The following is a 26486-nucleotide window of genomic DNA, read 5'->3' as shown; positions in this document are numbered from 1 at the left end:
GTCCGGCTGGAGTACCAGTACTGCAGCCGTAGATCGTTACGGTCGTGGCGTCAGGTGGCCAAGCCGCATAGCCAGGCCTGTCCTATCCGGGTGTGATGGTCCTGCCCAGCCACGGCCTCAGGCTCCGCTGCGCGACCCTCAGTACCTCATCCGGGGGCAGTTCATCGGCTCGTTCGATCACAACAAGACCCCAGTCCTTCCGGCCGACTGCGCCGAGTGTCACCGCACGCTCGCGCAGCAGGTACTTCACCGCCGACGCGACGTCAGCCACTGGAGGGCTCACCTCGTAGGCGGCGAGTTTTCCGACGTACCATTCCAGCCACTGCGCTCCTTCTCTCCTCGCAGCTCGGGATAGTGCGGTCTTGGCATTCCCATCGAGAAAGATCATGACCGGGCAGACTGGCACGAGCACCTCTGTGAGGTCAGCCATGAACGCGCCGATCGTGTCTTCGCCGTGCCCCATGGCCAGCAGTGAGGGCACGAACGGCACCAGTGCGTCCGCGATCACCACATCATCACCACTCGCCAGAACCGAATCAACGAACTGCGCAGTGGCCGAGATCAACGTCCCCAGCTCGACCGTGCCTGCCGCCTTGAAATCCTCAGCCACCGCAGCGAACTGCGGCCGGGTCAAGATCTCCTCCTCACGGAAGTGGTCCACCTGCAGCCCCGCATTCGGCCAGCCACTGCGACAGTCCAGCACATAGCGTCGACTTGCCCACTCCGGGAGATGCTCCCCACACCGTGATCAGAACCGCCATGGCTGCCGAGCCTAGGATCAGCTGCCGTCACTGCCAACCCCGCCGCACCTGCGCCCGTCCTTGCCGCAGAACGTGGCCTTCATGCCGGAACGGCTCGGAGCCGGTGGTGGCCGGCCCGGGATCGGGCCTTGTGGCGGCGTCGCCAGTCCGACCAACCGAGCCGATGGGCGGCGCCGAGGGCTGGTCGGACGACGAGCGTGATGAACAGGCGCTGGATCTCGTTGCAGGTCAGCGGTATGAGGCCGTCCAGTGCGGCGCTGCGGCCGTGTTCGTCCGCGCGGACGACGGCCACTCTCTGGACCCGCCAGCGGCTCAACTACAACGACTGAGTGGAGCTCCGAAACCAAGGGCAGCTCTGCGCCGACCGGCCGCTCACCTCGCTGCGCCGCCCACTGCACTGCGAAGCCAAGACGACTGCCGTACGTCACGGCCCGGCCGCGCCGCCCGGCTTCCCGCCGGGCTGGCTGCTGTTCCTCTGCCCCAAACACGCCGACGACCTGCCCGGCTGGCCAGGCTCCCTGGTCGACGCCGAGGATCCGCTCACGCTGTCCTGCGGCGCCGTGCTCGACTTCCGCTCCACCGAAGAGGTTCTGCAGTCGCACGCCGACCTGTGGCTCACGCCGTTGACCGGGGTGGACACGTCGATGTGCATCGCGACCGAGGCCTGGCCCGACGTCCTGGACCAGGCGCACCGCGTCCTGGGCGACCGGCAGCAGAAGGCAGGCGGCGAGAGCCAGCCGCTGGGCAGCCTCACCGGGATGCTTGGCATGCCGGCCGAGTACGCGAAAGGCGGCGGCCTCTACCAGGCCACTGTGCCGCTCGGGTGCTGCGAGACGGTCGCCCGCAAGCTGTTGTAGCACTTCTACGGATTCACGCCGCGCCGCCCTGAAGTCGAGATCCGGGAAGCACTCACTGCGCGGAGTGGACGACAGTGAGAGCCCACGACAGTTCCCGGAGAACTTGCAGTCTCGCGGCAGCAACAGGCCTCCTGCCAGCATTTTTTGGTGCTGACAGGAGGCCTGTTGTTCTTCTGGATCCTGCTGATGGAGGTGCAGGCTTGGTCGTGGACCCGAGCCTGGACGGCCGCGAGGGCGACGGGTGGGGTCGTCGCGGGCGGGATGACGATGCGCGCGGCTTGAGCAACCGCCTGTTCTTCAAGAGCGTGCGATGCATGGCGGTGCGGCTGCTCGCGAACAGAACGGCGAGGGGTTCCGCGGCCAGGGCGCCTCGCAGCCGGAGTCCGCACCGCCCTGGAGGCCGCCCGAGACCGCAGCCGTGAACTGGCCTCCGGAAACAACGACCCACTGCCCGACGCCCCTCCACCGCCCCACGCCGCCCGCGCCCGAGTGCTGCGCGGGCGGCGTCGTGAGAAGGACGGGCGATGCGAGAGCAGCCCTCACACGGTGCTGCGGTCCATCAGTGAGAAGAACGCGTCACCGCGGACGACCTCGAAGGGGTCCTCCAGCAGTGCGGCGAGGTCCGCGATGTCGCTCGGGGTCCAGTCCCAGGCGTTGATCGCGGCGGCAATGAACATCGGCTTCGACGTGTCCCGCCCCTCGATGTGCCGGAGAAGCGCGTCGCGGAACTCCTTGCCCTTCCCCTGCGGGTAGAAGTTGCCGATCACGGGGATCCCGGCCGGCCGTACCTGCAGGTCACCGGTCTCCCAGGACTGGATGATCCCACGCACCGGAGTGTTCTTGCGGTAGGACGCCATGATCCGCTCGTCGAACGGGACCCAGCCGTCGCCCGCGGTGTTGCGGGGGTTGTAGGCGTAGGCCAGATCCATGCCGGTGCGGCGCAGGAAACGGCCGCTGAGCGCCGTGTACGCGTCCAGCGCCTCCTCGGGCCAGGACCCGGGGTAGGTGTAACCCGCCCCGGACGGACCGGAGATGAGCAGGTCGTTGGCGGTCGCGGTCCGCTGGTAGTACGCGAGGAGCGCCGGTCCGATGTCGGCGAGCAGCGGGCTCACCGTCCAGTTGACGGGGACGGTGCCGCGCTTCGGGTCGTCCCAGATGTCCCGCATCCGGCGCTGGCAGTACTGGACGTTGTCGCCCTCGCCGACCGTCAGCGTCACGTACACGCGGTTGTGGAGCTCGGCCTTCGGGCGGGGCCGTACCCGGTCGGAGATCTTCGCCGGGGTGCCGGCGTGCACGGTGCCGTTCATGTAGAAGTCGGCGGGCACGACCTGGATGCCGTGCTGCGAGGCGCGGTCGACGCCGCCCCACTCGCCGGCCACGTCGTTGGAGAACCAGCCGGTGTACGGGGTGGTCGGCTTCGCCTTGCTGAAGGTCTCGTCGAGGAGCTTGCCGGTGTCGCCCGACGGAGGCAGCCACAGCACCATGGCCTTGCTCGCCACCACGTAGTCCCGGAAGTACGGGAAGGGCTCGACGCGGGTGGGCGCGGTGTTGGTGGTGGTGACCAGGTACTGGTTCCACAGGTCGACGTCGACCGTCAGTTCCTTGGCACCGGCGGGCGCGGTGAAGTGGTAGACGAAGTAGCCGCCGCCATCGCTGAACCGGTTCGACTTGTCACCGATGGAGGAGTTGAGGCCGTCGAACAGGTACGGCTTCTCGGCGTCGGTGCCCGGCGTGAACGAGGCGATGTCCTTGCCGTCCGCCTTCACGGTGACCGAGGCGACCGACGCACCCCAGCCGTCGTCCCCGAAGGAGTCCTGGAACCGGAGGTAGACATCGTTGTCGCCACCGAGTTCCGGGCTGAGGTCGAGTGTGCGCACCTTGCGGTTGGAGATGTCGCGGATCCGCTCGGTCTCCCGTGCGACCTCGCGCCACTTGACCCCGTCCACGCCGACGGTCCGGCTCGGTGGCAGGCCGGCCAGCAGGGCGTGGCTGCAGTGCGGGAAGAGGTGGTCGAGCTGCCAGCGGTAGGTGGCCAGGACGTCGTCGGCGTCGAAGCGGCCGCGCAGGTCGGTGACGGTCTTCAGGCCGTGGGCCTTCGCCTGTTCGGCGGTGGCGGCGACGGCGCCGTGGAGCCCGGCGAGCGTGGTGGCGACGTTGACCGAGTCGGGCACGTCGGGGTCGATGAGGACGGCGCCGCGCACCTCGTCGCGGTAGCGGCCGACCAGGTCCAGGGCGTCGGCGTGGTGGGTGGCCTTCGCGCCGGTGCCGGCGAGCCAGCGCAGGTCGACCTGGCCGCTGTCGAAGTTGAAGTAGAGCCGTGGACTGCGCCGGTTGACGACTCCCTGAAGGGTCGTCAGCAGCAGTTGGTCGTTGCCGTTCAACTTGCTGACGTCGGCGACGTCGAGCCGGGCGGCCCGGCCGAAGGACGGCAGAAGGCGGGCCGCGGAGCCGCGCTCGGCAGCCCCTGCCTGTTGCGGCAGGGAGATCCCGAGGCTTCCGGCTGCCAGGACCGCGCCGCCCGCCTGCAGGAGATTTCTTCGTGACACCATCGACGATCACTGCTCCTCGAAAGCCTGACATCGTTGTAAACAGTCGGCGAAAGTAAGCCGGTCGAGGGCATGTTGTCCATGGGTACGCGCAAATTTCCGCCGCGGTGGACCAACTTCGTTGCTACTGACGGGCAATGACGTCCCAAGTGTTGACGGCCCTGCGTCAACCGATCTACGGTGCGCCGCACTTGGCTTTCCATCGTTGTAACTCGTTTACCGGGAGCATGAGTTGAACAGACGCACCCTCCTTGCCGCCTCCCTCGCCGCCGCGGCCACCGCCGCAGTCTCGGGCTGCGGCAGCGGGTCCGGCCGTAAGCCGGGTGAGCTCGAGGTCCTCTACCGCGTGGAGAAGACCTGGCCACACCTGGAGAAGATGCTGAAGGAGGCCAAGAAGGAGTACGAGGCCGCGCACAAGGGTGTCACCGTCAAGCTGACACCGGTCCAGGGCAGCAGCGAGGACTACTACACCAAGCTCGCCCTCCTGAACCGCTCGCCCGGCTCCGCCCCCGACGTCTACTTCCACGACACGTTCCAGGTCAACGCCGACGTCGCGGCCAAGAAGCTGGCCCCGCTGGACTCCTACCTCGCCAAGTGGCCCGACTGGGAGAAGCAGTTCCCCGAGTCGCTGCGCCAGGCGGCCCGAGGCCTGGACGGCAACACGTACGGCGTTCCGATCTCCACCGACAACCGCGGCCTCTGGTACAACAAGGACGTCTTCAAGTCCGCGGGACTGCCCGAGAACTGGGCCCCCAAGACCTGGGACGACATCCTCGACGCGGCCCGCACCATCAAGCGCAAGGTGCGCGGCGTCACCCCGTTCTGCATGTACTCCGCGAAGATCCACGGCGAGGGCGCCACCATGCAGGGCTTCGAGATGCTCCTGTACGGCACCCCCGGCGGCACCCTCTTCGACAACGACAAGTGGGTGGCGCGGAGCAAGGGACTGACCGACTCGCTGAAGTTCATCGACACGATCTACCGCGAGGACCTCGGCCCGAAGAAGGCCGACGCCCTCAACGCCAAGCTCGCCGACAAGGCGCTGTTCGAGTGGTTCCCCGAGGGCAAGCTCGGCATCAGCCTGGACGGCGGCTGGATCTCCGGCTCCTGGAAGCCGGCTGGACCGCACCCGTGGCCGGAGTGGACCAAGAAGATGGGCTGGGTTCCGATGCCCACGCAGGGCGGCGAGGCACCGGGCGCGGTGAGCATGTCGGGCGGCTGGGTCATGGCGGTCAGCTCGTACAGCAAGCTCAAGCAGAAGGGCTTCGACTTCATCACGGTGGCGCTGAACAAGAAGAACGCCGCCATGTACTCCGAGGGCTCCGGCGACCTCGCCGTCCGCAAGGACGTGGCGTCCGACCCGGCGTACCTCAAGAGCGACCCCTCGATCGCGTTCTGGACCGGCCTCGCGAAGGTGACCCACTACCGGCCCGCCTATGAGCAGTACCCGAAGGTCTCCGCGCAGATCCAGGAGGCGATGGAGGCGGTCACCACCGGAAGCAGGTCCCCGGCGGACGCGGCGAAGCGGTACGCCCAGGAAGTGAGCCGGATCGTCGGTGCGGACAACGTTGTCTCGACGTCATGACGCTGACCGCCTCCGCCCCGGCGACGCGCGCCCCTGCGAAGACGCCGTCGCCGGGCCGCCGCTCGCTGCGTTGGCTCCTGCCGCTCGCGCCGGCCCTGGTCCTGATCGCGATCTTCCTGGTGGGGCCGATCCTGTGGAGCGTCTGGATCGCCTTCACCAATGAGACCCTCACCGGGTCGGCCTCCGTGAACTCGCACTTCGTCGGCCTGGACAACTTCACCAGGCTCTTCGGCGACGACGCGTTCACCGGCTCGCTGGTGCGCACCCTGGTCTTCGTCCTGTTCTCGGCCGTGCTCGGCCAGAACGTGCTCGGTCTGCTGATCGCCCTGGTGCTTCGCGGCAAGAACCGGGTCGTCAGAGGCGTGGTGAACGGCGTCGTCATCGCGGCCTGGGTGGTCCCTGAAGTCGTCGCCGCCGCCTGCTGGTTCTCGTTCCTCGACGAGAAGGGCACGCTCAACTCGGTGCTCGGCGTGCACCAGGAGTGGCTGGTCTCCGCGCCGATGCTCGCCGTGATCCTCGCCAACACCTGGCGGGGCACCGCGTTCTCCATGCTCGTCTACTCGGCGGCCCTGTCCGAGGTGCCCCGTGACGTGATGGAGGCCGCGAAGGTCGACGGCGCCTCCACCGGCCGCACCTTCTTCAGCGTCACCCTGCCGCTGATCCAGCGCTCCGTGCTCTCCAACCTGATGCTGACCACGCTGCAGACCCTCGCGAGTTTCGGCCTGATCTACGCGCTGACCGGCGGCGGCCCCGGCGAGGAGAGCCAGACGACACCGCTGTACATGTACGAGCAGGCGTTCAAGTACTTCGAGGTCGGCTACGGCAGCGCCATCGCCCTGGTGATGCTCCTGTTCGGCGGCCTGTTGTCGCTGGTGTACCTGCGGCTGATCAAGGTGGAGGACTGATGACCCGCTGGGGCGCGCGCACCGCGTCGCACGCCGTGATCGTGCTGATCACGCTCTGCTTCCTCGGCCCGTTCGTGTGGGTGTTGCTCTCCTCTGTGCAGCCCGGCTCCTCACCGGCCGCCGAACTGTCCTTCTCCTTCTCGCTCACCAACTTCCGGGCCGTCCTGAACTGGGACACGGTGTACGGGCCGCTGCTCAACTCCGTGGTCATCTCCGGCTCCACGGCCCTGCTCACGGTCGTCGTCTCCGGACTCGCCGCCTACCCGCTCTCCCGCTACCGGCTGCGCTACAAACGGCACTTCATGCTCACGCTGCTGTTCTCCACGGGCCTGCCGCTCTCCGCGATCATGGTCCCGGTCTACGCGATGTTCTTCCGCTTCCAGCTGTACGGATCCGTGGCGGCGATGGTGCTGTTCCTGACGGCCAGCGCGCTGCCGTTCGCCATCTGGATGATGAAGAACTTCATGGACGGCGTGCCGATCAGCCTGGAGGAGGCCGCCTGGGTGGACGGCGCCGGCTGGTTCCAGTCACTGCGCCGGGTGGTGGCACCGCTGATGGCGCCGGGCGTCGCCGTCGTCGCGATCTTCGTGTTCGTCGGCCAGTGGGGCAACTTCTTCGTCCCGTTCGTGCTGCTCGACACCCCGGAGAAGCAGCCGGCCGCGGTCACCATCTACTCGTTCTTCTCTCAGTACGGCCAGGTGGCGTACGGGCAGCTGGCGGCGTTCTCCGTCATCTACACCACGCCGGCCGTCCTGCTCTACGTCCTCGTCAACAAGTACCTCTCCGGCTCCTTCAACATGGCCGGATCTGTGAAGGGATAGCACGGTGCGCATCATCGGTGTCGAGCCGACCGACCTGTTCGTCGGTCCCGCGGACAACCCCCTGCAAGTCGTCCGCGTGGCACTCGACGAGCCCGCCCCGGTCGTCGTCACCGGCCCCGGCGCGCACGGCGAGACCACGGCGGGGGAGCCGGGCAGGCCCGTGGAGATCGGGGTGCGCTGCGACGCCGCACCCGGCGCAGTGGTCCCCCTCACGGTGACCGCCGGCGATCAGGTGGCGCACGCCGAGCTGACCGTGGCTGAGCCCGGCTGGACGGTGTGGATGGTGCCGCACTTCCACTACGACCCGGTGTGGTGGAACACCCAGGCGGCGTACACCACCACCTGGGACGACGCGGGCGACACGGCGCAGCAGTTCCGGATCGGCTGGCAGTACACCGGCTTCGAACTGATGCGGCTGCACCTGCGGACGGCCCGCCGCGACCCCGACTACAAGTTCGTGCTTGCCGAGGTCGACTACCTCAAGCCGTACTGGGACGCCCACCCCGAGGACCGCGCCCTGCTGCGCCGGCTGCTCGCGGAAGGCCGCGTCGAGCTGATGGGCGGCACCTACAACGAGCCCAACACCAACCTCACCTCCGCCGAGTCGACCGTCCGCAACCTCGTGTACGGCATCGGCTTCCAGCGCGGCGTCATGGGCGGCGACCCGCAGACCGCCTGGCAGCTGGACGTGTTCGGGCACGACCCGCAGTTCCCCGGCCTCGCCGCCGACGCCGGGCTCACCTCGTCGTCCTGGGCACGTGGCCCGCACCACCAGTGGGGCCCGATGCTCACCGACCGCGACCGGGAGCAGGACGGCTGGGGCGACCCGTCCACGATGCAGTTCCCCGCCGAGTTCGAGTGGCTCTCGCCCAGCGGCCGCGGCGTCCTCACCCACTACATGCCGGCGCACTACAGCGCCGGCTGGTGGATGGACTCCGCCACGAGTCTCGCCGATGCCGAGGACGCGGTCCTGGAGCTGTACCGGCTGATGAGGAACGTCGCCGCGACCCGCAACCTGCTCCTCCCGGTCGGCACCGACTACACCCCGCCCAATCGCTGGGTCACCGAGATCCACCGGGACTTCGCCGCTCGCTACACCTGGCCGCGCCTGAAGTGCGCTCTGCCGAGCGAGTTCTTCGCCGCCGTACGCGGCGAGCTGACCGAACCCTCGCCGCAGACCAGGGACATGAACCCCGTCTACACCGGCAAGGACGTGTCGTTCATCGACACCAAGCAGGCGCAGCGCGCCGCCGAGTCGCTGCTCACCGAGGCCGAGACGTTCGCCACCCTCGCCTCCGTCGAGACGGGTGCCGACTACCCGCACGCCCGCATCGACAAGGCGTGGCGGCAGCTCGCGTACGGCGCCCACCACGACGCGATCACCGGCTCCGAGTCCGACCAGGTCTACCTGGACCTGCTCACCAGCTGGCGGGAGGCCTACGACACCGGGCGCGACGTCCTGGATGTCTCGCTGCGCCGCCTCGGCCCCGCGGCCGAGGACACGGTGACCGTGTTCAACCCGTCGGCCTGGCCGCGCACCGACCTCGTCCGCATCCGCCTCACCCACCCCGAAACCGGCTTCCATGGCTGGGAGTTGACGGACGGCACCCCCCTCGTCCTGGAACACGCGAGCCACCACGAGGACGGCTCGCTCGCCGAGGCCGACGTCGTCTTCCTCGCCGCAGACGTGCCGTCGCTCGGCTACCGCGCCTTCCGCCTCCGCCCCTCCCGTACGGCTTCGAACTGGACGCCGTCCGACGGAGCGACCCGCATCGCGAACTCGACGCACATCCTCGAAGTGGACCCGCAACGCGGCGGCTGCGTCTCCCGGCTGACCGTCGAAGGCCGCGAACTGCTCCAGGCCGGCCGCGTCGGCAACGAACTCCTGGTCTACGAGGAGTACCCGGCGCACCCCCGCTACCACGAGGGCCCCTGGCACCTGGTGCCGAACGGGACCGTGACCGGCTCGGCGTCCGCGCCCGCCGCATCCGTGCGGACCGAGACGAGCGCCCTCGGCGAGCGGATCACGGTCACCGGCACGGTCGGCCCGGTGCGCTACACGCAGACCCTCACCCTCTGGCACGGCGTCGACCGTCTCGACGGCGTCACGCACGTCGACGCGTTCGACGGCGCCGACCGGCTGCTGCGGCTGCGCTGGCCGGTCCGGGTGCCCGGCGCCCTGCCGGTCAGCGAGGTCGCGAACGCCGTCATCGGGCGCGGGTTCGGCCTGATCGACGTCGACTCGGCGGAGCATCCCTGGACCCTCGACAACCCGGCGAACAACTGGTTCGCCCTGTCGTCCACCGCACGCGTCCGGCTCGCCGAGGGGGACCGCGCCCTCGGCATCGCCGAGATCGTCACGCCCGACGGCGCCGGCGCCAAGGACCTCGCCGTCGCCCTGGTGCAGGCGGGCGTGACCAGCACCTGCTCGGCCGCGCCCGGCGCCCGCTACGGCGACCTCGCCGTGGACTCCAACCTCCCCGACGTACGCATCGCGATCGGTGGCCCGGACGAAAACCCGTTCACCGCCGAGGTGCTGACGGGGGAGTACGCCGACGCGTTCGCCGCGCAGCTCGCGGCGACCGGCCGGGCCCGCCTGTGGGTCCCGGCCGACAGCCCGCTGGAGAAGGTGTGGGTGCCGGGCGCAGACCTGCGCGCCGCACACGCGCTGCCGGTGCTCGTCGTGGCCGGTGAGGGCGCGGTGGACGACCTGGTCGCTGACCTGGACGACGCGACGATCGAGGTCGCGGACAGCGGCCCGCTCACCGAACCACCGCTCGACGACTACACGGTCGCCCTCGTCAACCAGGGCGTTCCTGGCTTCGCGGTGGACTCCGGCGGCGCCCTGCACCTGTCGCTGATGCGCTCCTGCACCGGCTGGCCGTCCGGCGTGTGGATCGACCCGCCGCGGCGCACGCACCCGGACGGCTCCACGTTCCAGCAGCAGCACTGGACCCACTCCTTCGACTACACGCTCACGGCCGGACCGGGCGACTGGCGCGCGCAGAACGTGGTCCCGCGCGCCCACGACGTCAACCACCCGCTGCGCGCGGTACGCGGCGAGCGCGCGGGCCAACCGGAGACGCGGTCGTTCCTCGCGGTGGAACCGGCGGGCCAGGTCGTCCTCAGCGCGCTCAAGCCGACGGGGAACCCCCTGTCGGAGGGTGAACTGCCGGGCCTCGTACCGGGGTTGACGATGCGCCTTTACGAGGCGACCGGACGGCAGGTCCAGGCCCGACTCGTCACGGACCTGCCGCTCACCGGGGCCCGCCGCGCCACTCTGTTGGAGCGCCCGGAGGCACCCCTCGCCGCACTCACCGTCGACCTCGGCGGCATGGACATCGCGACGGTCGTCGCCCCGCTCGCCGAGGGGCGTGGCGGGGTGGAGCCGGGCCGCGAGCCCGACCAGCCGGTGTTCACCCGCTACTGGCTGCACAACACCGGACCGGCGCCGACCGGCAACCTTCCGGTGGCTGTCCACCTGCACCCGCAGGTGCTGCGCGGAGCCGGCGACCTCACGGTCACGGTGGCCTCCGGTCTCACCGGGGCGTCCATCGGGGGAGAGGTCCAGGTCCTGCTCCCGGAAGGCTGGTCGGCGGATACGGTCACGGTGCCGTACGCCCTCGAACCGGGCGGCCACCTCGCCCACGAGCTGCGCATCACGCCGCCGCCGTCCGCCGAGCCGGGAACGTACTGGCTGCGAGCGCGCACGACGTACGACGGGCAGACCTTCGAGGACGTGACCCGCGTCCAGATCGGCGAGGCGCCGCCCGCCGAGCCGGTGGCGACCCTCCGGACGACGGCCCTGCGCCTGGCCCCGGGAGAGGCCGGCACGCTCGACGTCCACCTGGCATCGGACGCCCGCACGCCGGTCCACGTCCAGGCCCAGCTCATCAGCCCCTGGCAGACGTTCGACCTGTTCCCGGGGTGGAACACGGGCGCGGAGGTCCCGGCGCGGGGTGAGTACACGCTGAGCTTCCCGGTGTCCGTCCCCGCCGGCACCCGGCCCGGCCGCTGGTGGGCGGTCGTCAAACTGGCCGCCGCGGGCCATCTGCACTACACCGAGGCGGTCGAGATCGAGGTCACCCCGTGACGCACACCCACGTCGCCGCCGTCGTCGGTGACCGGACCCTCACCGAGGCCGAGGTGGAGGCCAGGGTGGCCGCGCTCCGAAGCGGCCCCCTCGCCCCCCGCCTGCCCCGCCCCGGCACCGCGGACGCGCGCAACCTGCGCCGCTGGGTGGTCCAGGTCATGACGTACGAGGCAGTCGTCGAACAGGAAGCGGCAACACTGGACCTGCCACCTCAACCGCCGGACACCCACGTCGAGTTGCGCCTGACGGACGCCCTGAGGATGGGCGGCGTGACGGCGGCAGTCCTGACGTCGCTGCCGGTGGCCCCCGCGGTACGCGCCCGGGTCACCGCCGACATCGCCGTTCCGGAGCCCGCCGTCCGCGACTACTACGCCCGCAACCGCGACCTGCACCCCGGCCCGTACGAAGCGGAGCGCCCCGCCATCGAGCACGAACTCCACCAGGCAGCCGCCGACCGCCACTTCACACTGTGGCTGGAACGCCGCCACGCGGAATCGGTGACCCTGATGCCCGGCTACGAACACCCGGCGGACCCCCGCCACGCGGACGCCACGCATCGTCACTAGCCGCCGATGAAGGAGGTGCCTGTGGCCGAACTTGACGAGCTGCTGCAGCGAGCACGACGGATCCACGATCTGTACGACCGGGTGAACCTGCACGAACGAGGGCGGGTGTGGACCCGGGAGGAGTTCATGCTCGGCTTCATGGGCGACGTCGGTGACCTTGCCAAGCTGGTGATGGCCGAGGAGGGCGCCCGGGAGATGCCCGGCGGGCGGCAGGCACTCGAGCACGAACTGGCCGACTGCCTGTGGTCCGTACTGATTCTGGCGCACCGCCACGACGTGGATCTGCGGGCCGCCTTCGGCCGCACGATGACGGAGCTGGAGCAGGCCATCAGCGCGCGGCTTCCCGAGGAAGGGTGAGCCGGATGAAACGGGAGGCCATGGACCTCGACGCGTACGTCGCCCGCACGCGCACCAGCCCCTGCTACATCTGCGCCTACCTCGCGGGGGACCCGGAGCACCGGCACGAGACGGTTTACGAGGACGACGCGCACGTGGCCTACCTGGACAAGTACCCGACCCTGCCGGGCAAGGTGCTGGTGGCGCCGAAGGCGCACATCGAGCACGTCGTCAGGGATCTGGACGAGGCGGCGTACGGCAGGCTGATGCTCGTGGTGCGCAGGGTGGCGCTCGCGGTGGAGGCGGTGTTTGCGCCGGAGCGGACGTATCTGCTGTCTCTGGGCAGCGCGCAGGGCAACAGCCACGTGCCCTGGCACATCGCCGGGCTGCCGCAGGGTGTGCCCTACGAGCAGCAGCAGTACCGCGCCCTGATGACGGAGAACGGGGTGCTCGCACACACCGCGGAGGAGAGCGCCGGCATCGCGGACAGGCTGCGCCGGGCGATCGGCTGAGAGCCAGGGACATGAAACCGCCCGGTCGGACCGGCAAGGCTGCCGGTCCGACCGGGCGGTTCGCGTGGTGCGGCATCTACTGGCCGCCGAGCCCTGTAGTGGCGACGGACTTCACGATCTGGCGCTGCGCCAGCATGAACACGACGACGAGCGGAATCGACGCCAGCATCGCAGAAGCGGCCAACTGCGCGTACTGCAGGCCGTAGGCGTCCTTAACCGTCGCGAGACCGACCGGCAGCGTCATCAGCGACTGCTTGCTTGTGCTGATGTACGGCCAGAGGAAGTTGTTCCACGTGCCGATGAACACGAAGATCGACACGGCTGCGAGCACCGGCCGCGACAGCGGCAGCACAATGCTCAGGAAGACACGGATACTGCTCGCGCCGTCGATCCGGGCCGCGTCCTCGAGTTCACGCGGGATGCCGTCGAAGAACTTCTTCAGGATGTAGACCATCGGCGCCGCCACCACCTGGGGAAGGATCATCCCCGCGTAGGTGTCCAGGAGGTTGAACGCGACCATCTCGCGGAACAGCGGGACGATCATGATCTGCGGCGGAATCATGATCGAGGCGATCGTCACGGCGAACAGCAGCTTGCGGCCGCGGAAGAGCGTACGGGAGAAGCCGTAGGCAGCCAGCGCCGAGACAGCCACGGTGATCACGGTCACCGCCACCGCCACCACCAGGCTGTTCAGCGCCCACATCGGGATCTTCCCCGCGGCGAAGATCTTGCGGTAGGCCTCGCCAGTGAAGCCGTTCGCGGGTATCCAGCCGTCGCCGACCGTGGCCGCGTCAGGCTCGGACTTGAGCGAGACGGCGAGGGCCCAGGCGATCGGCGCCAGCCACATCACCGTCATCAGGATCAGTGCCGTCACGGCGGCCGCCCTGGCGCCCCGGCCGGAGCCCAGCACCTGCTGCGGTGCGGTGGAGCGGCGGGCCCGGCGGACCGTTCCCGGCGCTGCGGAGGGTGTGGTGCGCGGGCGGGTGAGGGTGTCCGTGGTCATCGTCATGCCTCCCTGCGCGAGAAGAACTTCAGCTGGCCGATGGAGAGAACGAGCAACAGGGCGAAGAAGATGTACGACATAGCCGAGGCGTAGCCGAGGCGGTAGCCGGTGAAGCCGGTCTCGAAGATGTACTCCAGGACGGGGCGGGTGGAGCCGTTCGGGCCGCCCCTGGTCAGCAGGAAGATCTGGTCGAAGACCTTCAGCGAGCCGAGGATCTGCAGGACCGCGATGAGTGCGGTGGTGCGGTGGAGCTGGGGCAGGGTGATCGACCACAGGCGTCGCCACGCGCCGGCGCCGTCGATGGCGGCCGCCTCGTAGAGCTGGTCGGGGACGGTCTGGAGGGCCGCCAGGTACAGCAGGAAGTTGAAGCCGACGGTCCACCAGACGGTGATCAGCACCATCGACCACATCGCGTACTTCTCCTCAAGGAGCCAACCGATGCCGTCCAGGCCGACCGCCTTGAGCACGGTGTTGAGCATGCCGATGTCCGGCTGGAACAGCATCAGCCCGACCTGCCACACCACCGCGCTGGTCAGCAGGTACGGGGTGAAGAACGCGAGCCGCCACAGCCACTGGCCGGGCAGTCCGGTGTGCACGAGCAGTGCCATCCCCAGCGCGAACATCACCAGGGGGACCGTCGACAGCAGGGTGAACACCACGGTGTTGCCCATGGTGTCCCACATCACCGGATCGGTCAGGGCCTCGGCGTAGTTGTTCAGACCGGAGAACGTGGAATCGCCGCTTCCGGTGAGGCTGGCGTCGGTGAAGCTCATCCACAGACCCCAGGCGAACGGCACCACCAGGAAGATCACGAAGAGCAGCATGAACGGGGTGACGAAGAGCGGGCCGGCGCTGCGCCGCCGGGGCCTGCCGACAGGGGAGGGTCGGAAGGGGCGGAAGGAAGGTGCACTCATGACATCGTTGTCCTCTGAGCGGGTTCGGGCCGGATCGGGTTCGGGCCGGTTCGGGATCAGGCCAAGTTCGGGATCAGGCCGGGTTCGGCTTGCCGAGAGAGAAGTTGATCGCGCTGACCATGTCGTCGACGGCCTGCGCGGCCGTTCCCGTACCGATGAGCGCCGGCTGCATCGCCTGGCACATCTGGCCCTGCGCGTCGCTGCCCGCTCCCATGAACCAGGCCGACGGTTCGAGCGCGGTCGCCTCCGCCGCCGCGGCGTAGTCGGCCTGCGGTTCGAGGCTGCGGTACTTCCGTGACTCGACGACCGGCAGATAGGCCGGGATGTGCCCCGCACCGGCCCAGGTGAGGCTGGCCTTCAGCAGCTCCGCCACCAGCCGGTGCGTGGTGCGCCGCCGCTGCGGATCGGGATCGTTCTGATGCGGCAGGACGAACGCGTGGCTGTCCGCCCAGGAGGCGGGGCGGTCGTAGAGCTGAGGGAAGGGCGCGGCGCCGAGGTCGATTCCCTTGATCTGGCTGAAGGCGAGGACGTCCCACTCACCGGAGAAGATCATCGGGGCGGAGCGGCTGGAGAAGGAGCCGACGGCGATGCCGACGTCCATGTGCTTGCAGTCCGGAGCCGTGAGCTTCTGCATGAAGCCCACGATCTCGACAGCAGTGTCCCGGTCGATCCTGATCCGCCGGCCGGTGAGGTCGAACTCGGCACCGGTCTGCCGGTAGAGCGACCAGAACATCCGCCAGCTCTGGGCCATGTCGCCGACGTGGCCGAAGACCGGACCCATCCCGCCCTTGGTGACGTCGCGAAGGCGCTCGGCGGCGTCCAGGTAGCCCTCCGGGGACTTGAGCGGCACGAGGTGGCCGTCGCTGCCGACGAGGTCGGCCTTGGCCATGACCTCCCGGTCGAAGAACACCACGAACGGGTGGGTGTCGAGCGGGATCGCGTACGGCACTCCGTCGTGGTGGCCGCGCCGGAACACATCCGTGTTGAGCTGGTCGGCCGTGACACCGAACTCTGCAAGGGTGTCCATGTCCCAGGGGTCGAGCAGCCCGCCCGGCGCGTAACCCGCCAGGCGCGACATGTGCATGATGGCCAGATCCGGGGCGCGGCCGCCGGCCGACGACATGGCCAGCTTGGTGTAGTACGACGAGCCGCCCTCCAGGACGATGCTCTGGGCGTCCAGGCCCGACACACGCCGCTCGACCTGCGCCACCATCGTCTTCATCAGGCCGCCGTCGCCGCCCGTGAACGGATTCCAGTACTGGATGCCGCCGGCCGACGACGAGGCTTCGGCGATCGATCCGCACGCGGACAGCGCCGGAGCCAGCGCGGCGGCCGAGGCCCCGTACAGGCCGCCGCGCAGCAGGTTCCTCCGGGAGAGGGCCACTACTTCATCCTCTCGGCAGCCGACTCGCAAGCGGCCGGACGCTGCTGCGCCGCGCGCACCCGCGTCACGTCGAGCTTGACGGATCGGTCGAACCGGTAGATGCCGTTCTCCTCCTGGAACACGTCGGTGAGCTGGGTGTAGCAGTAGCCGAACATGTCCGGGTCGTCGAGGAGCACGCCGGTCAGCCCGGCGAAGCGCTGGTGGAACTCCTCCTCGTCGCGGGGTCGTTCGCCGTATCCCCAGGAGCTGTTCCGGCTGCCGTCGTCGGGAGCAGCCTCGTCAGGATTCCACCAGATGCCGCCGAACTCGCTGCAAAAGTACGGCTGTCCGCGGTACGCCACCGACCACTCGGTGTCGCCCGGCTCGTCCTGCGGGTTGATAAACGGCTCGTTCTTGTCCAGGCCCGCCATCAACTGCCGGAAGGCGTCGGGGTCCTGTTCGTAGCAGTGCGAGTCGTAGATGTCCGTCTCGGGGACGCGGTGGGAGTAGCCGGAGGTGTCCAGCACGGGACGTGAGGTGTCGGCGGCCTTCGTGGCGAGGAACAGGGCGCGGGTGGCGTCGTCGAGCGTGGTGCGGCGGTCGTGCAGTTCCTGCCGGGTCTCGTTGAGGGGGCACCAGCCGATGATCGAGGGGTGGGAGTGGTCCCGCTCGACCGCCTCCAGCCACTGGGCGGCGAAGCCGATGGTCTGCTGGTGGGTGTCGCCGCTCGATGCCCCGGTGCCTGCCCCCCAGTCACCGAACTCGGCCCACACCAGATAGCCCAGGCGGTCCGCGTGGTGGAGGAAGCGCTCCTCGAAGACCTTCTGGTGCAGGCGGGCCCCGTTGAAACCGGCGGCGAGCGACAGCTTGATGTCGCGGACCAGCGCGGCGTCGCTGGGAGCCGTCATCAGGCCGTCGGGGTACCAGCCCTGGTCGAGGACGAGGCGCTGGAAGACCGGATGGCCGTTGAGCAGTACCTGCTTTCCCTCGATCGTGACCGACCGCAGGCCCGCGGTGCACCGGGCGCTGTCCACCACCGCGGCGTCGCCGTCCACCACCTCCAGGTGAATCTCGTACAGATGCGGATCCTCGGGCGACCAGCACCTGCGCCGCTCCTCGGGGACGGCGAGGACCAGGCGTGGTGCGAGATCGAGGTGGGCCGCGACCGAGCCCTCGGCCACGGTGCCCTGCTCGTCGGTCAGCCGGGCGCGGATGTGATGGCCCTTGCGGTTGCCGGACAGGGGCAGTTCGAGGTGGAAGCAGCCGGCGGCGAGGTCGGGGGTGATGCGGGGCCGCCCGAGGTGGGTGTCGGCCACCGGCTCCAGCCAGACCGTCTGCCAGATGCCGGTGGCGCGTGTGTACAGGCAGGTGTAGTTGTCGTACCGGTCGGACTGCTTGCCGCGGGCCTGTGGTCCCTGCCGGGTGTCCCTGGCGCGTACGACGATCACGGCGTCCTCGCCCGCGCGCGCCACGCCAGCAAGGTCGGCGCTGAAGGAGGTGAACCCGCCGCTGTGTCGGGCCACTTCGCGGCCGTTGACCCAGACCGTGGCGTCGTGATCGACGGCTCCGAAGTGCAGCACGGGGCGCCGGCCCTGCCAGCCCTCGGGGATCCGCACCGTGCGGCGGTACCAGACGGCGGCGTGGAAGTCGGTGTCGCCGATCCCGGACAGCTCCGACTCCGGGCAGAACGGAACGGTGATCGTGCCGGGCAGCTCGGCATCGACGAGCCCGCGCTCCAGGCCGCTGTCGCCGGGGTCGAAGGCGAACTGCCAGGTGCCGTTGAGATTCAGCCACTCGTCGCGGACGAAGCTGGGGCGAGGGTATTCGGGGCGGGGGACGCCGGCGTTCTGGGGATCGGGATGGGGGCGCTCTTCAGACAGAGTTGACATCGTTGTCTCCTGGGACGGCCTCAGCGATGGCGCTCATCACAGCACAGGACTTACATCGTTAAAAAGACTTGCGGGCCAGGTAGTTGAACAAACTCGCCGAGCGGCCCCGCCTGCATGGCCCGCTGCCGCACGCTCCACGGCCGTCGGAGCGGCGCCGCTGCAGCTCAGGAGAGCGGGACACGCCGCCATGACCGCAAGGTCGTGCCACCACGCCCATATTCAGGTGACGATGGGTGCCGTCACGACCAGTGATGATTGCCAGTGGCAGATGGCCCCGCTGCTGTACCGCGGTAACTCCAGGCATTTGGCGCTCTGGTAGTCAGCACGCCTGATTCCGGTGCTGGTTGGTGCTGATTTCCTCCCTCTGAGACCGGAAAACCGCAGGGCCTAGCTCTGATCGGATGAGTAGTCGTACTTAATTACGCGATGTCTGGCCCTCGTGTGCACGGACACTGGGTCGTGACTCCGTCGAAAGGAGCCCCGTGGAATCGAGTGGGCGACCACCAGGCCCGGCGAAGTCAGCAGGCCGGCCAGATCCGAGCCGGTGGCGGGCCTTGTGGGTCACGCTGGTGGCGGGCTTCATGATCCTGCTCGATGTGACGATCGTCGCGGTCGCGCTGCCCTCGATGCAAAGGGAACTGGGCGCCTCACCGGCCGCAGTGCAATGGGTGGTGTCCGGGTATGCGCTGACGTTCGCGCTTGCGCTGGTGCCGGCCGGACGTCTTGGCGATGCGATCGGCCGACGCCGGATCTTCCTCGGAGCGCTCGCGGCCTTTGTCTTGTGCAGCGTCGCAGCGGGGGCGGCCCCGACGATCACCCTGCTCGTCATCGCCCGCATGGCGCAAGGAATCGCCGCCGGCTGCCTTGCTCCGCAGAATTCTGCGCTGATCCAACAGATGTTCACCGGAGCCGAGCGTGCTCGTGCCTTCGGGTTGTTCGGCGCCACTGTCGGCATCTCCAGTGCGGTCGGTCCGATCACCGGAGGCGTCATCCTCGCCTTGGCCACCGGACCTCAGGGCTGGCGCTGGATCTTCTTCGTCAACGTCCCCGTGGGTGCCGTGGCACTCGTACTCGGCCACCGGCTGCTGCCCCGCGTCGCCCCGGGCAAGAGGGGACACCTCGATCTGTCGGGCGTTGCCCTGATCGGTTGCGGTGTCCTGGCGGTCCTGCTGCCGTTGGTCCAAGCCGACTCCGGCGGCGTGCGCCGTCTGTGGTGGCTCTTCCCGGTAGGGGCACTGCTGCTGGTCGGCTTCGGGCGGTGGGAGCGCCGAGTCGCAGCCCAAGGCGGCGAACCGCTGCTGCATCCAAGGTTGATTGCCGAAACCCGTGGCTATGCGACCGGTGCCGGCCTGGCGACGCTCTACTTCATGGGATTCAGCGGTGTGTGGATCGTGTTCGCGCTGTTCTTCCAGAACGGCCTGGGTTTTTCGCCGCTGCAGTCCGGACTGGCCGTGACACCGTTCGCCGTGGGCTCCGCGGGAGCGGCCGTCGTGGCCGGACGGCTTGTGGAGCGGATGGGCAGGCTACTGACCGTGCTCGGCCTGGTCGGCGTCGTTGTCGGGCTCGCCGCAGCGGCGCTGCTGCTCAGGTTCGCCCCGCCATCGGTCGCCGTCTGGGCCGCTGTCCCCGCCCTCCTCGTGGGCGGTATCGGCAGTGGCTTCGTCATCTCCCCGAATGTGACGATGACGCTGCGGGATGTTCCGGTGCGGATGGCGGGCGCCGCCGGCGGTGCGCTGCAGACCGGACAGCGCCTGGGCGGGGCAGTGGGGACGGCCGCACTGCCCGGCACGTACTACTTGGTACTGGCCTCAAGCGGGGACGACTACCGGCTGGCCGTGGCAGCGTCTGTCGGCGTCGGCATCGCCGCCATCTTGGCGGCGTTGGGCATCGCGCTGATCGAGTGGCGTACCGACCGTGGGGCAACAACAGCGGCGCCGTGCCCGCCCGAAGTCGTCCACGGGCACTGTCATGCCGCCCAAAGCTGAGACTGGTCGGGCTCCGACCCGGACAGCGGTCCTCGGCTCAGGCTGGAGCAGACAGCGCCGATCGCGCGTCTTCCACCGCACGGTCACCCTCGCCGCGATTCGGCTGTGACTCCGTCAGCGGCTCCGTTCCGAAGCCTTGCACCTGCCGAAATCCTCATCCGTGCATCTCAGGCGGTACGTCGGTACTCGTGGATCACTCCGCCGAGGCGGTCGTGCCGAGGTATGTCGAGGAGGGCGATCCGGCCTGGATCGGCAATCGGTTCGGGGAGGGCGCGTAGGGGTGCTGCCTGTTTCATGGCCTGGTGAGCGCGGTGCGAGTTGTAGTACGGCTCGTATTCGTGCAGGGCGTGGCGCAGGTGGGTTTCGTTCCGGGTGAGGGCGTGGTCAAGGAGTTCGTGGCGGCAGGACTGTGCCCAGCGTTCCGTGATCGAGTTCATGCGTGGTGTCCGGATGCTCGTGGGAACGGTTCGGATGCCGGGGTCGGCGAGGACCTCGTCGATGAGGGCGGGGTGCTTCGTGTCGCGGTCGGGGTGACGAACTTGGGCTTGGTGCGGGTGTCTTCCAGGTGCCTGGCCATGTTCTTGATCGTCTGGGTGACCCGGGCCGCGGTCCAGTGCGGGGCGGTGCCCGGGATGCGGGCGCGGCGGGTGGCGTGCTCGGTGGTGGTGAGTACGTACGGGCGCTGCCCGGTCAATGTGATGGTCTCGAGGAAGTCCGTCGCCAGGAGGGCGTCGGCCTGGGAGTGCAGGAAGTCGGCACCGCGTCGATCCAGGCAGGGAGTATGGCGCCGCGCCGGCCCTGTCTGTCGTCATCGGCGGGTCGTTCGACGTGCGGCTGCGTGACGACGGCGCGGAGAATGGAGGAAAGGGTCCGGTGGCGGGAGGACCGCCATGCCCCGGGGCAGTGGCGGTGGTCTCCTCACGAAGGTGGTGACGATGCCGACGTGGCGATTGCGGGATTTCCGCGACGACGATCTGGACCGTGCCATCCAGATCTGGGACCAGAATCAGCAGGCGGACGGGGCACCTGCTGTTTTCCCCGTATCGGAGGTCGTGACCGCGGCCCGGGCCGACGGGCCGACCGTCGTGGCGGTGGTCGGTGACGAGCTGGTGGGCATCGCTGTGGCGCAGACTCACGGCGAACGGGGCTGGATCACCCTGGTGGCCCTGGGCGTCGGGTGGCGTAACCGCGGGATCGGAAGCGCCTTGATCGCCGAGATCGAGCGGCGCCTGCGGTCACAGGGGGTCCGCCGGATCGGTGCGCTCCTTGTACCGGGGGCGACCGGATCCGCTGCTTTGGAGCACTCCGGTTATCGGTCCCGCGGTGGGCTCGTCTTCTACGAGAAGGTCGAGCACCTCGGCGCGAGCGACGCGGGACTTCTCGCGGAACTCGGGGGAAGGATGGTGCCTGGGGGACTGTGGGACAGCCTCGCGGGAATGGAACGGGTGAAGGAGACGATCGAGCGGCGGATCGTGCTGCCGCTGGCCCAGCCCGCGCTCGCCGAGCAGTACGGAGTGGTGCCGCCGAAGGCGGTCATCCTCTTCGGGCCGCCGGGCACTGGCAAGACCAGTTTTGCCAAAGGGGTCGCCTCCCGGCTGGAGTGGCCCTTCGTGGAGCTCTTCCCCTCCCGGCTCGCATCATCGGGGGAGGGAGGACTGGCGACCTCGCTTCGCGAGGCGTTCACCGATTTGGCCGAGCTGGAGACGGTGATCCTCTTCATCGACGAGGTCGAGGAGATCGCCTCCGTCCGGTCCGGCATGGCCGGCGACCCCGGTCACGGAGTCACCAACGAACTCCTCAAGCTGATACCCGGCTTCCGCGACCACGATGATCGGCTCCTGATCTGTGCCACGAACTCCGTCCGCTCCCTCGACCCAGCGTTCCTACGGCCGGGCCGCTTCGACTACGTCATCCCCGTCGGCCCTCCGGATCCGGTGGCCCGGACGGCGGTCTGGCAGCGCTATCTCCGCCCTGCCGCGGCCGATGTCGACCTGCAACGCCTGGTGGAAGCCAGCGAGATGTTCACACCGGCCGACATCGAGTTCGCAGCACGCAAGGGCGCGCAGACCGCCTTCGAACGCGAAGTCGCTCACGGGAAAGGCACACCGCCCAGCACGGAGGACTACCTCCAGGCTATTGCGCAGACCCGCCCCACACTGACTGACCAAGCGCTGAAAGACTTCGCGGAGGACACCGAGCAGTACGTGCGCATGTGACCTCGAGACGTCAGCCCCATACATGATGAGGAACTCCTCGCGCACGGCACTGAGCACGGAGTCCGCCTGTTCATCACCCTCGGGCAGGGCCCGGGCGATGGTCACCGCGCCCACGATGGAACTCACCACCTTCGACCCGTCCCGGTCACGGGGCACGGCAATCTCGACGGGCCCGACTTCGGGCATCACCGTTCTGGAGCGGGTTCCATTACGGGTGTTGCCGCCGTTCTTGCCCGCCGGATCATGCCGGTCATAGCCGAGATGATCGGTGACCTCGCCCTCCAGAGCCGACTCCAGAAGTCGTTTCGTCAGCTGTTGCAGCAGACCTCCCTCGCGGTCAGCTGCAGCCCTTCGGCTTGAGCGCGGCCCACCAACTCCTCGATCAGCTGGTCATCCACCGCTTTCGCCGACTGCGGGGCCGCCACCTTTGAACTTTCGTTCTCAGGCGCGCTGTTACTGGTCATCAGTGCATCCTCCATGATCAGGAGTTACACCGTTCCTCTTACAGTCCCGCTTCTAATGCCGTTTGGGCATTTCGGTGAAGAAGTCGATGAAGGTCCGCTCGCCTTGGGGCTGGGTGAGTTCCCAGCCTCCGAAGCGGTAGATCTCGTAGCCGGCCAGACGAAGCCGCCGATCCTCGGCGACCATCTCCGAGTACAGCTGGGGCGAGGCGGTGTAGGTGCCCCGTCCCTTTTCGTCGGGCGGGTTCTCGCGGCCGTAGTTCTAGACACCGTCGACTTCGATGACGACCTGCCGTCGGCATGCTCCCGCGGGTCGAGTTCGACGTGGTGACGATGCAGCTGGTGTTTGCGTTCATGCGGGGCAAGGAGACGGCCGCCGGGCGGTACGTCGTCTGCTGGCGCCGGGTGTGAGTGGTGACGACGTTGCTCGCCGACCGCCTGTCGGCGCGGCCGCATATCGAGATCGCCGGCGAGGAGATGGCCGGCCTGTTGGCGGGGTGGGGGAGCGGGGCCTGGTACGACCTGGCGCTGGGTGGGGTGCGGTGTTTCGTGCTGCGCCGGTGATCCGGTTCGTGGGTGGTGACGGAGTTTCAAGGCAGCGCCCCCATAGCGGGGATGGCGGCCCTAGGCTGAGTCCGTGACAGACGAGACCCGACGATTCGGCGCGGAGATCAGTCCCTTTCCGCCCTTCCTGAAGATCACCACGAATGATGTGGGTGCTGTCTTCAAACGGCGGCGGCGCAGCATTACACAGACCGGCCCCTTCCTGATCATCTCCGTGGATTCCGGCCTCGCATTGGACACGGCACTCCACAACGAGGACGGCCAGCATCCGAACCTGTGGACAGCACACGGCCAAGCTCATCAGCTGTGGCGGCTCGTCCCCGCGGGGCGTGACGGCGAAGTCGGCATCGTCTCGCACAACAACAACCTGTTCCTCGACGGCCACGGCAGTCACAACGGGGACCTTGTACAGATGCGGGCTGAGGCCCGTGAGCCGCGGCAGCGTTGGCGGCTCAGGCCGGCCCCCGGCGGTCGCGCCCACTATCTGGAGAGCGCTGCCACCGGTCTGGTGCTCGACCGGCCGCACGGTGCGGAGCGCGGTATCGTGCCTCACCTGTGGAGCAGGCATTCCGGGGTGAACCAGCACTGGCTGTTGGTGATGCCTTTCGCGGCGCCGCCGGACCATGCCGACTGATACGGCGTCCGGCGCGAGCCAGACCGCCTGCCAGAGCGAGCAGTCGTCGATCCGGTTCGCGACGGACAGGCCGCACGTCTCGCAGGCCTCTTCGAGACGGATCCGCAGGTGGATACCGTCGGAGGTAGGGCCGGACGCCTGCTTCGGTCAAGCCCCGCAGCTGGCGCCAGGCCGTCACTCCCGGAGCAGCCCACTCTCTCCGCGGGAACGTCCCGCCAGGCCAAACCGGTTCGCAGCACATACATCACGTCGGCCGGCGCTGCCCGGTCGGGAACGCGCAACCGTCCCGGATGGAGTCGGCGCCGCTCGGGAGCGGGTGACACCAGTGGGACAACCCCGCGAGGGACGTGCTCCACGGCACGAGGCCGTGGGGCGCGCCGACGCGGTCCTCAAGACGTGACGTCGGTGACCTTCCACCGTTGATTGGAACCGGAGTTGGGCTGCCAGGTCCCCACGGGCGCGCCCTCGTGCGTGGCCTGTCCGCCGACCTCGAGGAGGCGGCCCGTACCGGCGTTGACGAGCGTGTACGTGCCGTCGCCCGTCGTCGACAGGATCCACTGGGCGGCCGCGTCCCGCTCGTCCCTATCGGGTTCGACGACGGGTGCACCGTCGCGGACGGCCAGCCGCCTGCCGTCGGCGGCGCTGGTGAAGACGTGCCGCCTGCGGTTCGCCGGTCCTTCCCCGCTGATCTGCGCGAGCCGCCACCGCTGACCGGCCGCGCCCGTCCCCGACTTGATGACGAGTGTGCTGCCGCCGTCGGCGACGGAGAGGTCCTTGCCGCTCTGCACGCCGGTCAGCTCGTACGTTCGTCCCTTGCGCAGCGTCGCGGCGTCCTTCGTGACCCCGGACACGCCCTTGATCACGAACGTGGTCACCGACTGCGCGGGCACCGTGAAGGTGGCCGTACGGCCCGTCACCGCGACCGGCGTCTGCTCGGCCAGCTTGCCGTCCGTGCTGGTCACGACCGGGGTGACGGTCGCGCCCTGGCGTACGGTCCCGAACTTCGACAGGTCGAGCGTCACCGTGCGGGAGGACGTGGTGCTGTTGACGTGGACGACGGTGGCGCCGTTGCCGCCACGGGTGACGGCCGCGGTGCTGCTCGTGTCGTCGGTCTTGATGAGGTGGTCGCCGGGGCGGATGTAGTGGGTGAAGTTGCGGGCGGTGTCGAATTTCGTGTTCGTGTGGACCGGGCAGGTCTCCAAGGTGTCGTCGGGGCCGGCGCTGAAGGAGACCTGGATCTCGCCCCAGTTGCCTCCCTCGGCGGATTCCCCGCCGGGCTTCATGTTGTCCCAGTCCTCGACGGGCTGCCAGAACACCCAGGCGCTGGGCTCCAGTTCGCGCAGGTCGTCGACGATGTGCTGGGCGAGCCCGAGTCCGGGCCGCATGTCGGTGAAGGACTGGCCGTCGCCCCAGTCGCCCTCGACCTCGCTCATCCACAGCGGCTTGCCGTCGGCCTTGGCGAGGTCGCGGACGGAGGTCCGGCCGCCGGTGCCGTACGTGTGGACGTTCATCTGGGTGACGTGGCTCTTCACGTCGGCCGGGTAGCTGGTCCAGTTCGTGGTGAAGGTCGTCGGGTTGGTCTCGTCCATTGCTGAGACGACTGCCGTCGTCCGCGCCTTCTTGAGCGCGGCGTGCAGCGCGGGCACGATCTTCTGCTGGAGGGCGGGGCCGATGTGACAGCCCTCCTGACGGCCACCGGTCGGATTCCCGTCGGCGCCCAACTTCGTACCCCAGTAGCTGGTGTTGGGCTCGTTGCACGGGTCGACGGTCTTCACCTTGATGCCGTGTGCCTTCTCCAGGCGCCGCGTCGCTCCGGCCAGGTAGGTGGCGAAGTCGTCGACGGACGCCTCCTTCAACTGGTCTTTCGACGCGTCGAAGCCGCCGGAGACGTAGCCGCTGACCGTCATGAAGTACGGCGGCGAGTTGGAGAACGTCTCCCAGTGGGTGATGTCCTTCTTGATCCGGTCCACCCACCAGCGCTGGGTGGCGTCGGCGTCCCCGTTCCAGTGGTCACCGTTGTCGGGGTCCCACCAGTCGGTGTCGGTGCGGGTGGTGCCCTCGGGCGCCTTCCACCAGCCCTCGACGGCGCCGCCCGGCCTCAAGTAGGCCGGAACGTCGGGGGCGTTGCCGCCGCCGATGTTGTAGCGGGCGATGTTCAGGGCGAGGCCGTCACGGCCGAAGGCGAGGTCGGCTATCCGCTCGCGGATCTCGTCCGGGTAGTGTCCGGTCGCGTTGGCGAACCAGACCAGGCTGGTGCCCCACCCCTCGAACCGCTCCTGCCGGTACGAGGGGTCGGGGGTGACCGTGACCGCCGCGGCGGCCGCCGCGGCGAGCGGTGCGGCTGAGAGCTGGGTTCCTGCGGCCGCGGCCGTGGCCGCGGCGATGCCGATGAACCGTCTGCGGGTCAAGCGCGCCAACGTGTGCTCCTAATGTCGTGGTGTGGGTGGAGTGTCGGTGGTGCGAGAGCGGGTGGAT

Annotated in this window: 22 protein-coding genes and 3 pseudogenes; 12 read left to right on the top strand and 13 right to left on the bottom strand. The window is 69.0% G+C overall.

Annotation, left to right across the window (positions count from 1 at the left end; genetic code table 11):
• Positions 1-82 precede the first annotated feature (82 nt).
• Positions 83-634 carry a hypothetical protein gene (locus CG723_RS39385; RefSeq protein WP_234374754.1) on the bottom strand — a complete coding sequence of 184 codons (552 nt, stop codon included), beginning with the start codon at positions 632-634 and terminating at the stop codon, positions 83-85.
• A 206-nt stretch (positions 635-840) separates the two neighbouring features.
• Positions 841-1053, bottom strand: a pseudogene (locus CG723_RS39380) (IS701 family transposase); the annotation flags it as partial.
• A 37-nt stretch (positions 1054-1090) separates the two neighbouring features.
• Here CG723_RS39380 and CG723_RS39375 point away from each other — a divergent pair.
• Positions 1091-1618 (top strand): hypothetical protein, encoded by a 528-nt coding sequence (locus tag CG723_RS39375; protein ID WP_100598359.1) that lies wholly within the window; start codon positions 1091-1093, stop codon positions 1616-1618.
• A 200-nt stretch (positions 1619-1818) separates the two neighbouring features.
• Here CG723_RS39375 and CG723_RS39370 read toward each other — a convergent pair.
• Positions 1819-2000, bottom strand: a pseudogene (locus tag CG723_RS39370) (ISAzo13 family transposase); the annotation flags it as partial.
• A 157-nt stretch (positions 2001-2157) separates the two neighbouring features.
• A complete protein-coding gene (locus tag CG723_RS39365) occupies positions 2158-4167 on the bottom strand; it encodes a GxGYxYP domain-containing protein (protein WP_100598358.1) in 2010 nt (669 codons plus the stop codon).
• A gap of 229 nt (positions 4168-4396) precedes the next feature.
• Here CG723_RS39365 and CG723_RS39360 point away from each other — a divergent pair, with 229 nt between their 5' ends.
• The 7 genes from CG723_RS39360 to CG723_RS39330 are packed head-to-tail and all read left to right on the top strand — an operon-like array spanning position 4397 to position 12982.
• Complete coding sequence (locus CG723_RS39360) at positions 4397-5749, top strand: extracellular solute-binding protein (RefSeq protein WP_100598357.1); 1353 nt, start codon at positions 4397-4399, stop codon at positions 5747-5749.
• Positions 5746-6654: a carbohydrate ABC transporter permease gene (locus CG723_RS39355; RefSeq protein WP_100598356.1), complete on the top strand. Its 909-nt coding sequence runs from the start codon at positions 5746-5748 to the stop codon at positions 6652-6654. Before CG723_RS39360 ends, CG723_RS39355 begins: the two co-directional genes overlap by 4 nt.
• Complete coding sequence (locus tag CG723_RS39350; protein ID WP_100598355.1) at positions 6654-7475, top strand: carbohydrate ABC transporter permease; 822 nt, start codon at positions 6654-6656, stop codon at positions 7473-7475. The genes CG723_RS39355 and CG723_RS39350 overlap by 1 nt, the downstream gene beginning before the upstream one ends.
• A 4-nt stretch (positions 7476-7479) precedes the next feature.
• Positions 7480-11568: an NEW3 domain-containing protein gene (locus CG723_RS39345; protein ID WP_100598354.1), complete on the top strand. Its 4089-nt coding sequence runs from the start codon at positions 7480-7482 to the stop codon at positions 11566-11568.
• Positions 11565-12134: a DUF7158 domain-containing protein gene (locus tag CG723_RS39340; RefSeq protein ID WP_100598353.1), complete on the top strand. Its 570-nt coding sequence runs from the start codon at positions 11565-11567 to the stop codon at positions 12132-12134. Before CG723_RS39345 ends, CG723_RS39340 begins: the two co-directional genes overlap by 4 nt.
• Positions 12135-12155: 21 nt before the next feature.
• Positions 12156-12491 carry a MazG nucleotide pyrophosphohydrolase domain-containing protein gene (locus tag CG723_RS39335; RefSeq protein ID WP_234374753.1) on the top strand — a complete coding sequence of 112 codons (336 nt, stop codon included), beginning with the start codon at positions 12156-12158 and terminating at the stop codon, positions 12489-12491.
• Between the two features lie 5 nt (positions 12492-12496).
• Complete coding sequence (locus tag CG723_RS39330) at positions 12497-12982, top strand: HIT family protein (RefSeq protein ID WP_234374752.1); 486 nt, start codon at positions 12497-12499, stop codon at positions 12980-12982.
• Between the two features lie 76 nt (positions 12983-13058).
• On the opposite strand, the gene CG723_RS39325 is transcribed toward CG723_RS39330, so the two are convergent.
• The 4 genes from CG723_RS39325 to CG723_RS39310 form a co-directional block, all read right to left on the bottom strand.
• Complete coding sequence (locus CG723_RS39325; protein ID WP_234374751.1) at positions 13059-13985, bottom strand: carbohydrate ABC transporter permease; 927 nt, start codon at positions 13983-13985, stop codon at positions 13059-13061.
• A 2-nt stretch (positions 13986-13987) separates the two neighbouring features.
• Positions 13988-14899, bottom strand: a complete 912-nt coding sequence (locus CG723_RS39320; RefSeq protein ID WP_100598350.1) for a carbohydrate ABC transporter permease — start codon at positions 14897-14899, stop codon at positions 13988-13990.
• Between the two features lie 73 nt (positions 14900-14972).
• A complete protein-coding gene (locus CG723_RS39315; protein WP_100598349.1) occupies positions 14973-16283 on the bottom strand; it encodes an extracellular solute-binding protein in 1311 nt (436 codons plus the stop codon).
• Positions 16283-18151 carry a glycoside hydrolase family 2 protein gene (locus tag CG723_RS39310; protein WP_100598348.1) on the bottom strand — a complete coding sequence of 623 codons (1869 nt, stop codon included), beginning with the start codon at positions 18149-18151 and terminating at the stop codon, positions 16283-16285. The genes CG723_RS39315 and CG723_RS39310 overlap by 1 nt, the downstream gene beginning before the upstream one ends.
• 482 nt (positions 18152-18633) lie before the next feature.
• Between CG723_RS39310 and CG723_RS39305 the strand changes: the two genes are divergently transcribed.
• A complete protein-coding gene (locus CG723_RS39305; protein ID WP_234374750.1) occupies positions 18634-20136 on the top strand; it encodes an MFS transporter in 1503 nt (500 codons plus the stop codon).
• Positions 20137-20303: 167 nt separating this feature from the next.
• Here CG723_RS39305 and CG723_RS48240 read toward each other — a convergent pair whose 3' ends face one another.
• Positions 20304-20573, bottom strand: a complete 270-nt coding sequence (locus CG723_RS48240) for an integrase core domain-containing protein (RefSeq protein WP_234374749.1) — start codon at positions 20571-20573, stop codon at positions 20304-20306.
• A complete protein-coding gene (locus CG723_RS48235; RefSeq protein ID WP_234374748.1) occupies positions 20570-20830 on the bottom strand; it encodes a hypothetical protein in 261 nt (86 codons plus the stop codon). The genes CG723_RS48240 and CG723_RS48235 overlap by 4 nt, the downstream gene beginning before the upstream one ends.
• Positions 20831-21026: 196 nt before the next feature.
• On the opposite strand from CG723_RS48235, the gene CG723_RS39295 reads away from it, so the two are divergent.
• Positions 21027-22352 (top strand): ATP-binding protein, encoded by a 1326-nt coding sequence (locus CG723_RS39295; RefSeq protein WP_234374747.1) that lies wholly within the window; start codon positions 21027-21029, stop codon positions 22350-22352.
• A 132-nt stretch (positions 22353-22484) separates the two neighbouring features.
• On the opposite strand, the pseudogene CG723_RS39290 reads toward CG723_RS39295, so the two are convergent.
• Positions 22485-22816 (bottom strand): annotated as a pseudogene (locus CG723_RS39290) (transposase); the annotation flags it as partial.
• A 52-nt stretch (positions 22817-22868) separates the two neighbouring features.
• The gene (locus CG723_RS48795; RefSeq protein WP_267893764.1) at positions 22869-23000 is read right to left on the bottom strand and encodes a hypothetical protein; all 132 of its coding nucleotides are present in this window, start codon (positions 22998-23000) and stop codon (positions 22869-22871) included.
• Between the two features lie 227 nt (positions 23001-23227).
• On the opposite strand from CG723_RS48795, the gene CG723_RS46580 reads away from it, so the two are divergent.
• Both CG723_RS46580 and CG723_RS39280 read left to right on the top strand, forming a co-directional pair.
• Entirely contained in the window at positions 23228-23377 is a 150-nt protein-coding gene (locus CG723_RS46580) for a hypothetical protein (protein ID WP_159032634.1), read from the top strand.
• A 73-nt stretch (positions 23378-23450) separates the two neighbouring features.
• A complete protein-coding gene (locus tag CG723_RS39280; RefSeq protein ID WP_100598347.1) occupies positions 23451-24011 on the top strand; it encodes an RICIN domain-containing protein in 561 nt (186 codons plus the stop codon).
• A 389-nt stretch (positions 24012-24400) separates the two neighbouring features.
• Here the strand turns inward: CG723_RS39280 and CG723_RS39270 are convergent, their stop codons facing one another.
• A complete protein-coding gene (locus CG723_RS39270; RefSeq protein ID WP_100598345.1) occupies positions 24401-26428 on the bottom strand; it encodes an RICIN domain-containing protein in 2028 nt (675 codons plus the stop codon).
• Positions 26429-26486: the final 58 nt, after the last annotated feature.

This window comes from Streptomyces sp. CB01635 (genome assembly GCF_002803065.1).
Taxonomy (GTDB): Bacteria; Actinomycetota; Actinomycetes; order Streptomycetales; family Streptomycetaceae; genus Streptomyces.
The sequence above is the reverse complement of the archived record's forward strand: the minus strand, read 5'-3'. Positions and strand labels throughout refer to the sequence as shown.